General features: G+C 68.5%; 12 protein-coding genes. 2 read left to right on the forward strand and 10 right to left on the reverse strand.

Annotation, left to right across the window (positions count from 1 at the left end):
• Positions 1-14: 14 nt before the first annotated feature.
• From ISF28_RS26935 to ISF28_RS26980, 10 genes are all read right to left on the reverse strand, one after another.
• Positions 15-1,970 carry a GAF domain-containing sensor histidine kinase gene (locus tag ISF28_RS26935; protein ID WP_198120267.1) on the reverse strand — a complete coding sequence of 652 codons (1,956 nt, stop codon included), beginning with the start codon at positions 1,968-1,970 and terminating at the stop codon, positions 15-17.
• An 84-nt stretch (positions 1,971-2,054) separates the two neighbouring features.
• Positions 2,055-2,558 carry a hypothetical protein gene (locus ISF28_RS26940; RefSeq protein WP_198120268.1) on the reverse strand — a complete coding sequence of 168 codons (504 nt, stop codon included), beginning with the start codon at positions 2,556-2,558 and terminating at the stop codon, positions 2,055-2,057.
• 97 nt (positions 2,559-2,655) lie between these two features.
• Positions 2,656-2,856 (reverse strand): hypothetical protein, encoded by a 201-nt coding sequence (locus ISF28_RS26945; protein WP_198120269.1) that lies wholly within the window; start codon positions 2,854-2,856, stop codon positions 2,656-2,658.
• Positions 2,857-2,938: 82 nt separating this feature from the next.
• Positions 2,939-4,165: a glycolate oxidase subunit GlcF gene (gene glcF / locus ISF28_RS26950; protein WP_198120270.1), complete on the reverse strand. Its 1,227-nt coding sequence runs from the start codon at positions 4,163-4,165 to the stop codon at positions 2,939-2,941.
• Between the two features lie 2 nt (positions 4,166-4,167).
• A complete protein-coding gene (gene glcE / locus ISF28_RS26955; protein ID WP_198120271.1) occupies positions 4,168-5,226 on the reverse strand; it encodes a glycolate oxidase subunit GlcE in 1,059 nt (352 codons plus the stop codon).
• A gap of 2 nt (positions 5,227-5,228) precedes the next feature.
• Positions 5,229-6,716 (reverse strand): FAD-linked oxidase C-terminal domain-containing protein, encoded by a 1,488-nt coding sequence (locus tag ISF28_RS26960; RefSeq protein WP_198120272.1) that lies wholly within the window; start codon positions 6,714-6,716, stop codon positions 5,229-5,231.
• Positions 6,713-8,380: an L-lactate permease gene (locus tag ISF28_RS26965; RefSeq protein WP_198120273.1), complete on the reverse strand. Its 1,668-nt coding sequence runs from the start codon at positions 8,378-8,380 to the stop codon at positions 6,713-6,715. The genes ISF28_RS26960 and ISF28_RS26965 overlap by 4 nt, the downstream gene beginning before the upstream one ends.
• A gap of 175 nt (positions 8,381-8,555) precedes the next feature.
• Complete coding sequence (locus ISF28_RS26970) at positions 8,556-10,001, reverse strand: LutB/LldF family L-lactate oxidation iron-sulfur protein (protein WP_198120274.1); 1,446 nt, start codon at positions 9,999-10,001, stop codon at positions 8,556-8,558.
• Positions 9,998-10,696, reverse strand: a complete 699-nt coding sequence (locus tag ISF28_RS26975) for a LutC/YkgG family protein (RefSeq protein ID WP_198120275.1) — start codon at positions 10,694-10,696, stop codon at positions 9,998-10,000. The genes ISF28_RS26970 and ISF28_RS26975 overlap by 4 nt, the downstream gene beginning before the upstream one ends.
• Positions 10,693-11,448, reverse strand: a complete 756-nt coding sequence (locus ISF28_RS26980; protein ID WP_198120276.1) for a (Fe-S)-binding protein — start codon at positions 11,446-11,448, stop codon at positions 10,693-10,695. The genes ISF28_RS26975 and ISF28_RS26980 overlap by 4 nt, the downstream gene beginning before the upstream one ends.
• A gap of 101 nt (positions 11,449-11,549) precedes the next feature.
• Here ISF28_RS26980 and ISF28_RS26985 point away from each other — a divergent pair, with 101 nt between their 5' ends.
• Both ISF28_RS26985 and ISF28_RS26990 read left to right on the forward strand, forming a co-directional pair.
• The gene (locus tag ISF28_RS26985) at positions 11,550-12,266 is read left to right on the forward strand and encodes a FadR/GntR family transcriptional regulator (RefSeq protein WP_198120277.1); all 717 of its coding nucleotides are present in this window, start codon (positions 11,550-11,552) and stop codon (positions 12,264-12,266) included.
• Positions 12,267-12,428: 162 nt separating this feature from the next.
• Positions 12,429-12,800: a hypothetical protein gene (locus ISF28_RS26990; protein WP_198120278.1), complete on the forward strand. Its 372-nt coding sequence runs from the start codon at positions 12,429-12,431 to the stop codon at positions 12,798-12,800.
• Positions 12,801-12,817: the final 17 nt, after the last annotated feature.

A 12,817-nucleotide genomic window follows, 5' to 3' on the forward strand; every position in this document is an offset into this window, starting at 1 on the left:
TGCTCCGGTAGGACTCAGGCCGCCTTCGACGCGGGACGCGTGGCCTTGCGCGGAAAGCGCAGGTGGTAGCGCAGGCCCTGCCCCGGGCTGCTCTCCACGCGCAGCGAACCGCCCAGCACCCCGGTCGCGAGGTTGTACAGGATGTGGCCACCGAGGCCGCTGCCGCCGCTGCCGCGCTTCGTCGTGAAGAATGGGTCGAACAGCTTGGCCAGCGTCTCCGCATCCATGCCCGCGCCGTCGTCGGCGTAGTCGAAGACGACCTGGTCGCCGTCGAGCGCCGCGTGGATCGTGATGTGGCCGTGCTGGTCGCGCTCGAAGCCGTGCATCAGCGAGTTGACGACCATGTTCGTGACGATCTGCGAGACGGCGCCGGGAAAGCTCTCCAGCAGCAGATCCTTGGGGCAGTCGATGGCGACTTCGATCGGCCGGCCCTTCAGCTTCGGCTGCAGCGACAGCAGCACCTCGTTCAGGTAGGTGCCCAGGTTGAAGCTGCGGATGTCGTCCGAGGACTGGTCCACCGCCACCTGCTTGAAACTGCGCACGAGCGTCGCGGCGCGCTGCGTGTTGGTGGTCATGATGCGCAGCGACTGGTCGACGATGTCGAAGAACGCTTCCAGGCTGTCCTCCGTCATCTGGCCGGCCGCCAGTTCCTCGCGCGTGAGCTTGAGTTCCTGCACGAGGTGGCTGGTGGCCGTCACGCAGATGCCCAGCGGCGTGTTGATCTCGTGCGCGACGCCGGCGACCATCTGGCCCAGCGACGCGAGCTTTTCCTTGCGCACCAGTTCCGACTGCGCTTCCTGCAACTGGTGCAGCGCCTGTTCGAGGGCGGCGTTCTGGTGTTCCAGGCGCTCTTTCGCCTTGCGGATCGCGCGGTCGGCCTGCATGCGCGCGATGGCGACCGCCACGTGGCTGGAAATGAAGGCCATCAGGTCCAGGTCGGCCTTCGTGTAGAGGATGGTCGGGTCGTAGCTCTGCACGACCAGCACGCCGTACGCCTTGTCGTTGACGAGCATCGGCGCGCCGATCCAGCTGGCGATGTCCGTGTTCCCCAGCGGCTGCTTCACCTTGCCGGCCGCGTGCAGGCGCGCGAAGCTGCCGGCGTCATGGAGCTGCGCCTGCTTGGTCTGCAGCACGTAGGACACCATGCCCATCCCGAACGGGAAGCGCTTGTGCGGCGGTGCGCCGTCCTTTTCGTCGGCGAAGTACGGGATGCTGATCTCGCCCGTGTCCGGATGCGTGAGCGCGATGAGGAAGTTCTTCGCCATCATCAGTTCGCCGATGATGGCGTGCAGGTTCGACGCCAGCTCCTCCGTCTCGAGCGCGGACGCCGACAGGTCCGCGATCTGGTACAGCGCATGCTGCACCTGCTCCGCGCGGCGGCGCTCGGCCACCTCGCGGGCAAGCAGCAGGGTGCGCTCCTGCACGGCGCGCTCGAGGCGGTCCATGCTCTGCAAGCCCTGCAGCGCGTTCGACACGTGGTTGGCGATCAATTCGAACAGCGCCTGGTCTTCCGCGCCGTATCTCTGTTCGGGACGGTAGCTCTGGATGACGATGGCGCCCAGCACCTCGTGCTGCTGGTCCAGCAGCGGACAGCCCATCCAGTGCTCGGCGAGGCTGCCCGTGCCCCACACCATGCCGGTCCCGCGCTCGCGCATCTCGTCGGCCGTCATCGACAGCGGCTGCTTGTTGAGCATGACCCACGCGGTCGGCGACTGCTCGGCCGAGGCGAGCGTCACGCGTTCGTCCGGGCTCGGGCCCTCGTCGCGCGAATCGGCGAAGTAGACGAAGCGGACCGTGTTGTCTTCCCGCTCGGCCAGGGTGACGTAGAAATTCTCCGCATACATGATGCGGCCCAGCGCACGGTGCACGGCGCCGATGAATTCGCCGATGTCGGTACAGCTGGCGGACAAGTGCCCGATGTCGAGCAACATGGCCTGGACCGCTTCCAGGCGGGCGAGACGGTCTTCCATCGATTCCCCTTATCGAACAAAATTGCGCTCGGGAAATCTTATCAGCTCAGGCTCCGCTTGCGGGGATTGTGTCGCGGAAAAACATTACCGCGGCGCGCGGAAATCGTTCTCGACCCAGGTTTGCGCCGACGCCGGCGACAGCTTGAAGCCGGGCTCCACGCGCACCTGCGCCATCCGGTCGCCCATCTGGTCGAATGCGCTCAGCAGCGCGTACGGGTTGTCCTCGTCCGGCACGATGTCCAAGGTCACCTTGAGTTCGCCCTCGGCGGTGGACACGACGGTGCTCTTGTGCAATTGCGCGTGCAACTGCTGCTCGTGGCGGCGGATCACTTCGGAGGCCGTCTTGACGAGCGTGTGGAAGGCGTTGACGTCGAGCGGCTTCGGGTTTTTCTTGTCGCGGCCCATGGTCCAGGGGCCGACGAGGGCCGGCTCGGATTCGCCGTCCTTGTACATGGCCACGGCCCAGCCCTCATCGTCCTCGTTCTTGATGACGCGCGCGGTCCAGCCGTTGCCCTGCCACAGCCGGGCCTCCTGGACGGGGGCGTCGTTGTCTTGTTCCGGCGTGTGGTCGGGGAATTGGTCGTTCATTCTTGCATTCTCGGTCGTGCGGGCTTCCGCCCAGAAGCAAGATCATAGGCGCTCGCGGCGCACTGGACAAGCGCCGCTTCCCCACGAACGCAAGAAGCTAGATGATGCGCAGATCGGGCCGGCGCGGCGGCATGATGGGCGGGCCGGGCGGCGTGTTGCGCGGATCGATGGCCGGCGACGGTGTCGGGGCCTGGCGATTGAACGGATTGATGATGATGGGCGGAATCGCCGGCGGTGCCGAAGGCGGATTCTTGTGGCCGGCCGCGTTCTGGTTGCGGTACTTCAAAACACATTGCATAAAATGCCTCCTGCAACAGAGCAGGCTGTCAGTATAGACCTCGAGTCGAGCATTGCAAGGCTTGATTTCCGGCCACTTTTCCCTACGCCAACGCCCGATCGAGCAGCTCGATCCAGTGCTCGACCGGCACCTCGGTCCCCGACTGCAAATGCGCGATGCAGCCGATGTTCGCGGACACGATGCGCTCCGGCCCCGTCGCTTCCAGGTTCTTCAGCTTGGCGTCGCGCAGGCGCAGCGAGACGTCCTTGTGCAGCACCGAATACGTGCCGGCCGAGCCGCAGCACAAATGGCTGTCGGCGCACAGCTGCACGTCGACGCCGGCCGTGCGCAACAGTGCCTCGACCTTGCCCCGGACCTGCTGGCCGTGCTGCAGCGTGCACGGCGGGTGATACGCGACCCGCTGTCCGCCCGGGCGCGCCGCCAGCTTCGCGCGCAACCGTTCCTCGAATCGCGGCAGCACTTCGCTGACGTCCCTGGCCGCGGCGGACACGCGCGCCGCCTTGGCCGCGTAGGCCGGGTCGTCGGCCAGCGCGTGGCCGTATTCCTTGATCATCGCGCCGCAACCGGAGGCGTTGATCAGGATGGTGTCGACGCCCTGCTCGAGATACGGCCACCACGCGTCGATGTTGCGCCGCATGTCGGCGCGGCCGCCATCCGCGTCGTTCATGTGCCAGCGGATGGCGCCGCAGCAGCCGGCGCGGCGGGCCGCCACGATCTGCACGCCGACGGCATCGAACACGCGCGCCGTCGCCGCATTGATGTTCGGGGACATGGCCGGCTGCACGCAGCCTTCCAGGAACAGCATCTTGTGCGCGTGCTGCGTGCGCGGCCAGACGCCCGCGCCTTGCCGTGCCGGCACCTTGTCCCGCAAGGCCTGCGGCAGCAGCGGGCGCACCATCTGGCCCGCCTTCATGGCCGGCGTGAACAGCCAGCGCCGCGGCAGGGTTTCCTTGAGCAGGGTGCGCAACAGGCGCTGGCCCGCGGGCCGCGCCACCTGCCGCTCGACCACGCGCCGGCCGATGTCGGCCAGCCGTCCGTACTGCACGCCGGACGGGCAGGTCGATTCGCAGTTGCGGCACGTGAGGCAGTGGTCCAGGTGGGCCTGCGTCTTGCCGGTGGCGGGACTGCCTTCGAGCACCTGCTTGATCAGGTAGATGCGTCCGCGCGGCCCTTCCAGCTCGTCGCCGGACAGTTGATAGGTCGGGCACGTGGCGGTGCAGAAGCCGCAATGGACGCATTTGCGCAGGATCGCGTCGGCGTCAAAGCCGTCGCGCGTGCCGCGGATGAAATCGGCGAGATTGGTTTGCACGGCTAAAAATCCTTGTACATGCGGCCGCGGTTGAACACCCCGGCCGGGTCGAACGCATTCTTGAGTTGGCGGTGGATCGCGTGGACGGCGGGTGCCAGCGGCTGGAACACGCCGGCGCGGCGGTCGCCGCCGCGGAACAACGTCGCGTGGCCGCCGGCCCGCGCTGCCGCCGCGCGGATCGCGCCGGCATCGGCGTCGGTCCTGAGCCAGCGCTGGGCGCCGCCCCATTCGATCAGTTGCGTGCCCGGCGCGGCCAACGACGGGGCGACGGTCGGCAACGACAGGCGCCACAGGCCGCCCGGGTCCGTGAAGAACGCACCCTCGTGCTCGCGCAGCGCGCGCCACCAGGCATCCGCATCGTCCAGCGCTTCGCCGCCGATGCGCGTGCGCGCCGCGTCCACGGCCGAACGCGCGCCGGACAAGCGCACCGTCAGCACGCCGTCGTGCCAGCTGGACGCCGACACGGGCAGCGGCTGCCCGCCCCATTCGTTCAGCCGGCGCAACGCGTCGTCCTGCGTGATCTGCAGTTGCACCGTGCATTCCGCGACCGGCCGCGGCAACACCTTCAGCGACACCTCGGCGATCAAGCCGAACACGCCGAGCGATCCGGCCAGCAGGCGCGAGACGTCGTAGCCGGCCACGTTCTTCATGACCTTGCCGCCGAAGTGGAGCACCTGCCCCTGCCCGTCCACCAGCACGGCACCGAGCACGAAGTCGCGCACGGCGCCCGCCGCCTGGCGGCGCGGCCCGGACAACCCGGCGGCGACCGTGCCGCCAATGGTGGCGCCGGGGCCGAAGTGCGGCGGCTCGAAGGCGAGCATCTGGCCGTGCTGCGCCAGGTGCGCCTCGATCTCGGCCAGCGGCGTGCCGCAGCGCGCGCTGACCACGAGTTCCGTCGGTTCGTAGTCCGTGATGCCGCGGTAGGCGGTGGTGTCGAGCACCGTGCCCTGCACGTCCTGGCCGTACCAGTCCTTGCTGCCGCCGCCGCGGATACACAACGGCGTGCGTGTGGCGGCGGCCTGCACGATGCGGTCGCTGAATTCCTGTAGTGTCGTCGTCATCGTCAAAAGCGCGAGAGGTTGGGAAACGGCATCTGCCCGCGCTGCACGTGCATGCGGCCGGATTCGGCGCAGCGGTGCAAGGTGGGGATCGCCTTGTCGGGATTGAGGATGCCGGCCGGGTCGAACGCGCGCTTGACGTCAAGGAAGGCATCCAGCTCGGCGCGCGAGAACTGCACGCACATCGAATCGATCTTCTCGATGCCGACGCCGTGCTCTCCCGTGATCGTGCCGCCGACTTCCACGCACAGCGCGAGGATGTCGGCGCCGAACTGCTCGGCGCGGTGGAATTCGCCCGGCACGTTGGCATCGAACATGATCAACGGGTGCAGGTTGCCGTCGCCGGCGTGGAACACGTTGGCGCAGCGCAGGCCATACTTTTGTTCCATCTGTTCGATCCGCTGCAGCACGTGGGCCAGATGCTTGCGCGGGATCGTGCCGTCCATGCAGTAGTAGTCCGGCGAGATGCGGCCGACGGCCGGGAATGCGTTCTTGCGGCCGGACCAGAAACGCAGGCGCTCCGCCTCGTCGCGCGACACGGCCAGCGCCGTCGCGCCGCACTGGCTGAGCACCTCGCTCATGCGCGCGATCTCTTCGTCGACTTCCTCGGGAATGCCGTCGGATTCGCACAGCAGGACCGCGGCCGCCTGCGTGTCGTAACCCGCGTGCACGAATTCCTCCGCGACCTGCGTCGACAGCCGGTCCATCATCTCCAGGCCGGCCGGGATGATGCCGGCCGCGATCACGCTGGCGACGGCGTCGCCGGCCTTCACGATGTCGTCGAACGACGCCATCACGACGCGCGCCACGCGCGGCTTCGGGACCAGCTTGACCGTGACTTCCGTGACGACGCCCAGCATGCCTTCCGATCCGATCGCGACGGCCAGCAGGTCGAGGCCCGGCGCGTCCAGCGCCTCGCCGCCCAGTTCGACGATGTCCCCAAGCGTCGTCACCATGCGCACGCGCAGCACGTTGTGCACGGTCAGGCCGTATTTCAGGCAGTGCACGCCGCCGGAGTTCTCGGCGACGTTGCCGCCGATCGTGCACGCGATCTGCGACGACGGATCGGGCGCGTAATACAAGCCGTGCGGCGCGGCCGCTTCCGAGATCGCGAGGTTGCGCACGCCCGGCTGCACGACGGCCGTGCGGGCAGTCGGGTCCAGCTTGACGATGCGGTTCAGGCGCGCGGTGGAGAGGACGACGCCGCCGGCGATCGGCATGGCGCCGCCGGACAGGCCGGTGCCGGCGCCGCGCGGCACGATCGGCAGGTCCAGTTGCCGGCAGACGGCGATGGCGGCGACGATCTGCGCCTCGTTCTCCGGCAGCAGCACGATCATCGGCATCTGGCGGTAGGCGGCGAGGCCGTCGCATTCGTAGGCGCGCGTCTGTTCGGGGTCCCACAGCACGCAGCGGTCGGGTAGGACGGCCAAAAGCGCGGCCAGCGCTTCGCTCTTGCCGGCGGCCCGGGTTTCAGGAGACGTGGAAGCATTCATCGGATGACCAGCAAAGTAAACGGCCACACGTACGCCTGCAGCGTGACCATGACACCGACCAGCGCGGCCAGTGAGAGCGAGTGAAAGAAAACGAAGCGCAGGATGTCGCCTTCGTGGTTGACCCAGCGCGTGGCCGTGGAGGCGACGACGATGGATTGGGCATCGATCATCTTGCCCATCACGCCGCCGGAACTGTTCGCGGCGCCCATCAGGTTGGGCGCCAGGCCGAGCTGCTGCGCCGCCACCTTCTGCATGCCGCCGAACAGCACGTTCGACGCGGTGTCCGACCCGGTCATCGCCACGCCCAGCCAGCCCATCAAGGTGCCGAAGAACGGGTACAGGGCGCCGGTGTTGGCGAACGCGAGGCCGAGCGTCGTGTCGGAACCGGAATAGCGCGTGAGCGTGCCCAGGGCCAGCATCAACACGATGGTCAGCAGCGAATAGCGCACCAGCCACAGGGTGCGGAAGAACGTGCGTACGATCGCGCCCACGCCGTAACGCATGAACAGCGCGCCGGCGACGGCCGACAGCAGGATCCCGGTGCCGGTCGCCGACAACAGGTTGAGCACGTACACGGCACTCTCGGGGCTCGGCTTGGCGACCACCGGCGGCACGCGCACGATCAGGTTGTGCAAGCCGTCCATCGGGAATTTGGGCGCGAACAGGCCGTTGAAATAATTCTTCACGGGCGGCAGGCCCCAGACGAAGACGAACACGGTGAGGATGATCCAGGGCGTCCAGGCGCGCACGATCTCCCCGCGCGAATACTGCGCGGCGGCGGCGGGCCGCCCGGCCTTACCGGTCGCGCCTTCCGGTTCGCGGCCCTTCAGGCTGGCCGAGGTCCAGACGGTCTTCGGTTGCCACACGCGCAGGAACAGGATCAGCGATGCCATCGACACGAGGGCAGCGATGATGTCCACCAGTTCCGGCCCGATGAAGTTCGACACCAGGTATTGCGGGATCGCGAACGACACGCCCGTCACGAGGACCGCGGGCCAGATGTCCCACATCGCCTTGCGGCCGGCGAACGCCCAGATCAGCCAGAACGGCACCAGCAGCGAAAAGAACGGCAGCTGGCGGCCGATCATGGCCGTCACTTCCATCAGGTCGTAGCCGTGCACCTTGGCCAGCGTGATCACGGGCGTGCCGAGCGCGCCGAACGCCACCGGCGCCGTGTTCGCGATCAGCGACAGGCCGGACGCGGCCAGCGGCGAGAACCCGAGCCCGATCAGGATACCGGCCGTCACGGCGACCGGCGTGCCGAAGCCGGCCGCGCCCTCGAAGAACGCGCCGAAGCAGAACGCGATCAACAGCAGCTGCAGCCGGCGGTCGTCCGTGATGCCGGACAGCGACGCCTGCAGCACCTTGAAGCTGCCGTTCTGCTCGCACAACTGCTGCAGGAAGATGATGTTGAGGACGATCCAGCCGATCGGCAGCAGGCCCGTGAAGCCGCCGAACAGCGCGGCCTTGCCCGCCATCGCGACGGGCATGTGGTAGCCGAGGACGGCGACGAGCAGGGCCGCGCCCAGGCCGAGCGCGGCCGCGATGTGCGCCTTGATGTGGAAGAGCCCGAGCGCGGCCAGCATCACCACCACCGGCACCGCGGCCAGCAAGGTGGACAGGGCCATGCTGCCGAACGGATCATAAATCTGTTGCCATACCATGTTGCGTCTCCTTGATTGATTGAATTTTTATGTTTTCTTGGAACCTACCCCAGTAGGGTGGGGCATTTCATGCCGGGGGCATGAAATGCGTGCCCACCAAACGCAAGCCGGTCCGCGAACGCATGGTGGGCACGGGGTGCCCACCCTACCCGTTCGCGCCTACTGGAGTACGCTCTTATTGGGGCTGCCCCCGCTCGCGCAGCAGGTCCGCCAGGCTGCGCGGCGCCGGCTGGAGCGGGGTGCGGTACTTCGTCCAGCCGAGCTGGTCCTTCGGGGCCATCCCGCGCAGCCGCGTGGCGGCCCAGCGGAACAGGCGGTAGACGGCGGGCCGGCCGAACGCGCCGCGCCAGAAGCGCCAGACGAGCCGCTCGCCGCGGCTGTACTTGGCGCCCTGCCCGCGCAGCGGATGCTCGACCTCGGCGTGGGGGTTGCGGTTGGCCTCCGTGCGCAGGCGCACGAGCAGTTGCGGGATCGGGATCCGCACGGGGCAGACGTCGCCGCACGCGCCGCACAGGCTCGACGCCGTGGCGAGATCCGCCGTCGATTCGAGGCCCAGCAAATGCGGCGACAGGATCGCGCCGATCGGTCCCGGATACGTGGTGCCGTACGCATGCCCGCCGATGCGGCCGTAGACGGGGCAGTGATTCATGCAGGCGCCGCAGCGGATGCATTGCAGCGTGGCGCGCAGCTCCTCGTCGGCATAGGCCTGGGTGCGGCCGTTGTCGAGCAGGACGAGGTGCAGTTCGCGCGGCCCGTCCAGTTCACCCGTGCGGCGCGGGCCCGAGATCAGGTTGAAATACGTCGTCACGGCCTGCCCGGTGGCGGACCGCGTCAGCAGGCTCGCAAGCGGCACGATGTGCTCCAGCTTTTCCACGACTTTTTCGATGCCCATGATGGCGATGTGCACGTCCGGCACGGTGGTCGACAGCCGGCCGTTGCCCTCGTTCTCGACGAGCCACAGTGTGCCCGTGTCGGCGGCGGCGAAGTTGACGCCCGACAGGCCGATGTCGGCCGCGACGAAGGCATTGCGCAGGGTGCGGCGGCCGGTCTGGATCAGCAGGTCGACGTCTTCCGTGTAGTCCGTGCCCGGAATGTGCTCGGCGAACAGGGCGCCGATGTCGGCGCGGGTCTTGTGAATCGCGGGCATCACGATGTGCGACGGCTTTTCGCCCGCCAGCTGGACGATGTATTCGCCCATGTCCGATTCCAGGCACGCGAGGCCGCGCTGTTCGAGGTAGTGATTGAGCTCGATCTCCTCGCTCGCCATCGACTTGCCCTTGACGATGCGCCTGGCGCCGCGGCCGGTCGCGATGCCGTGGATGATCGCGTTCGCCTCCTCCGGCGTGCCGGCCCAGTGGACGTGCGCGCCGGCCGCGGTCAGTTGCGCTTCCAAGCGTTCGAGCAGCGCGGGCAGCTTGGCCAGCGCGTTCTTGCGCACGGCCTCGCCGAGGTCGCGCAGGCGCTGGAGCTCGTCGTCGTCGCCGAACTGGCTGCGCCGCTTGTCCTGCAGGAAGCTCATCGCGCCGCGAAAACTCTGGCGCAGCTGGGCATCGTCGAGCGCGGCGCGGCTGCGCGCGTGAAAATCCTGCGGCGGCACGAATTGCAATGGGGACGTGCTCATGCTGCCTCCTCGGCGTCGCCGGCGTCGGTGACGATCACGACCCACGTCCAGCGCGGACCGTGCGCGCCGAAGGCCAGGGTCTGCTGGATGTCGGACGTCTTCGACGGGCCCGTCGCCAGCACCAGGTTCGTGGGCATGCCGTCCTGCCAGCGCTCCACGTGCAGCGCCTGGTGCAGGTCGGCGTGCAAGGTGTGCGCGTAGACGAGCGCGATGTGCAGCGGCGGCACCAGCGACACGGTGCGCGGCGCGTTCGCATCGGGCGCGAGCACCAGCGTGCCGGTGGCGGCGATGCCGGAACGGGCGACGGTGAAGCCGGCATCGACGGTGCCGAACAATTCTTCCTTCCAGTCTTCCAGCGGCCGTTCGAACGCGAGCGCCTCGACGCCGTCCGGCAGCGCGGCGCGCAGCGCGCGGCCTTCCGGGCTCACCGCGTCGACGACGATGCGGCGCACGCCCGCCTCGGCGATCCGCTGCGCCAGCAGCGCGGGCCACGCGTCGGCACCGACGCACCACGCCTGCGCGCGCACCGCCTCGAGCGCGGCCTGCATGCGCCCGGCCAGTACGTCCGCCGCCGGCGGCGGATCCTCGCGGCGGGCGCCGAAATGGGCGTCGATGCGGCGTTCGAGATCGCCGGCGTCCGCCGCGCGCGCGCCGGCCGCGCGCAGGCGGCCCAGGATGCGGTCGCGCGCCGTCATGCCGGCTCTCCCGCGCCGCCCATCCGGCGCCACAGGAAGCTGGCCAGGTGCTCCACCTCGAGCGGCGCCTCCTGGTGCCGCGCGGCGTGGCCGATATTGAGCAGGCACGCGCAATCGGCCGACACCACGCGGCGGCATCCCGTCGCGCGCATGGACGCGACCTTGTCGTTGACCATCGCGCCGGAAATGTCCGCGTGCTTGATCGAGAACGAGCCGCCGAAGCCGCAGCATTCGGATTCGCGCTCGTGCTCCACGCGCGTCACGCCGGGCACCGCGTCGATCAGCGCCACGCCATGGGCGCGCGTGCCCATCTCGCGCCGCGCGGAGCAGGACGTGTGCAGGACGACGCTCTCGGACGGCGCGGCCGCCTCGGCGGGCATCGTCCACCGCAGTTCGTGCAACAGGTAGGCGGCGAATTCGACCACGCGTGCTGCCACGGCCCGCGCCCGCGCGCCGAGGACCGGGTCGTCGCGGAACAATTCCGGCCAGTGCTTGCACATCATGCCGGCGCACGATCCCGAAGGCACGACGATGGGCCAGGGCTCGGGAAACAGGTCCAGCTGGGCGCGCGCGACGGCCCGCGCCTCGTCCGGATTGCCGCTGCTCCACGCGGGCTGCCCGCAGCAGCTTTGCCCGCGCGGATAGTGGACCGTGACGCCGGCCGCTTCCAGCACGCGCACGGCGTCGAGCCCGGCCTGCGGCATGAACAGGTCGATGACACAGGTGCCGAACAGATACACGTTACGAGTCATGCAATGTCTCCGGAATAGTCGAGGTTTTTTTCTTCTGGCCGGCAGATATTTCCAGTATTCTGTATGGACGACAAACTGGTTGGGCCAGAGAAGGAGAAGACGTGGTCACATGGAGCCGGCAGTCCGGCGGGCGCGTCGCGTCGGTCACGCGCAGGCTGGAAGAAGCATTGCTTGAAGGCAGTTTCCCGGCCAATTCGAAGCTGCCGTCGGAGCGCGAGCTGGCGGAACGTTACGGGGTGTCGCGCAACACGGTGCGCGAGGCGATCCAGCAGCTGGGGGCGCGCGGCCTCGTGCACATCCGGCCGCGCAGCGGCGTGTTCGTGTCCGACCAGTTGCGCACGGGCGCGCCGTCGCCGTGGGGCCAGTTGATCGCCGACAGCCCCGCGCGGCGCGCCGACATCCTGGAATTCCGCCGGGTGCTGGAAGGCGCCACCGCCTATTTCGCCGCCTTGCGCGCCACGGACGAGGACATCGAGCGCATCCGCGGCGCGATGGCCCGGCTCGACCAGGCGCGCCGCCAAGGCAACCTGTCGGGCGAATCGCGCATCGACGTCGAACTGCACGAGGCGATCGCCCAGGCCTCGCGCAACAGCATGTTCCTGCACCTGCACAGCAGCATCACGAAGATGATGCGCGAGCACATCATCCGCAACGTCGACGGCTTGCGCGAGCTGAACGAATCGGTGTCGGAAATCCTGTTGCTGCAGCACCGGACGGTCTGCGACGCGATCTGCGCCCGGCGCCCGGAAGAGGCGCGCACGGCGATGCAGACGCACATCGATTACGTGCGCAGCCGGTTCGACGACGAAGAGGAATAGGCGCCTGGTTGGACCAGCGCCGTTCGTCGCCGCAAGCAACCCTCCGGCCCCCGAAACATGCAGCCTGTCGCAGTCCGGTGGAGCCGCCCGGGACGGTTGGATACAGTACGACCATGCCGACAACGACATGACCCGATCAACCAGACATCCAGAGGACCCATCATGAAAAAGACCGCCGCCATCATCATCCTGTTCCTGTTCGCCCTGCTCGCCTGGAACGTCTTCACGTTCGGCGACAGCGTCGTCAGCTTCGACGGCGACGAGATCGGTGGGCCGCTGGGCGCGGTGCTGGCGACGGTCTTCGCGGGCGGCGGCATCCTGCTGGCCGGGGTGATCATGCTGTTCGTGGGCGGCGTGCTGGCGCTGGTGTTCGCCGGCGTGGGCATCCTGTGCATCGGCGGCCTGGCCATCGGCGCCTGCGTGCTCGCGCTGATGATTTCGCCGCTGCTGCTGCCGCTGCTGGTGCCGGTCGCGATCGTGTGGTACCTGGTGAGCCGGTCGCGCAAGCATCGCATCATGCAGCAACCGGTGTAACGCATTGCGGGGGCGGC

The organism is Massilia rhizosphaerae (assembly GCF_016093545.1).
Taxonomy (GTDB): Bacteria; Pseudomonadota; Gammaproteobacteria; order Burkholderiales; family Burkholderiaceae_D; genus Telluria; species Telluria rhizosphaerae.

Bases quoted from the DNA above. Each gene is read 5' to 3' on its own strand.
- ISF28_RS26975 (WP_198120275.1), bottom strand. From the start codon at position 10,696: ATGACGGCGCGCGACCGCATCCTGGGCCGCCTGCGCGCGGCCGGCGCG.
- ISF28_RS26960 (WP_198120272.1), bottom strand. From the start codon at position 6,716: ATGAATGCTTCCACGTCTCCTGAAACCCGGGCCGCCGGCAAGAGCGAA.
- ISF28_RS26970 (WP_198120274.1), bottom strand. From the start codon at position 10,001: ATGAGCACGTCCCCATTGCAATTCGTGCCGCCGCAGGATTTTCACGCG.
- ISF28_RS26945 (WP_198120269.1), bottom strand. From the start codon at position 2,856: ATGCAATGTGTTTTGAAGTACCGCAACCAGAACGCGGCCGGCCACAAG.
- ISF28_RS26965 (WP_198120273.1), bottom strand. From the start codon at position 8,380: ATGGTATGGCAACAGATTTATGATCCGTTCGGCAGCATGGCCCTGTCC.
- ISF28_RS26980 (WP_198120276.1), bottom strand. From the start codon at position 11,448: ATGACTCGTAACGTGTATCTGTTCGGCACCTGTGTCATCGACCTGTTC.
- glcE (WP_198120271.1), bottom strand. From the start codon at position 5,226: ATGACGACGACACTACAGGAATTCAGCGACCGCATCGTGCAGGCCGCC.
- ISF28_RS26935 (WP_198120267.1), bottom strand. From the start codon at position 1,970: ATGGAAGACCGTCTCGCCCGCCTGGAAGCGGTCCAGGCCATGTTGCTC.
- ISF28_RS26990 (WP_198120278.1), top strand. From the start codon at position 12,429: ATGAAAAAGACCGCCGCCATCATCATCCTGTTCCTGTTCGCCCTGCTC.
- ISF28_RS26940 (WP_198120268.1), bottom strand. From the start codon at position 2,558: ATGAACGACCAATTCCCCGACCACACGCCGGAACAAGACAACGACGCC.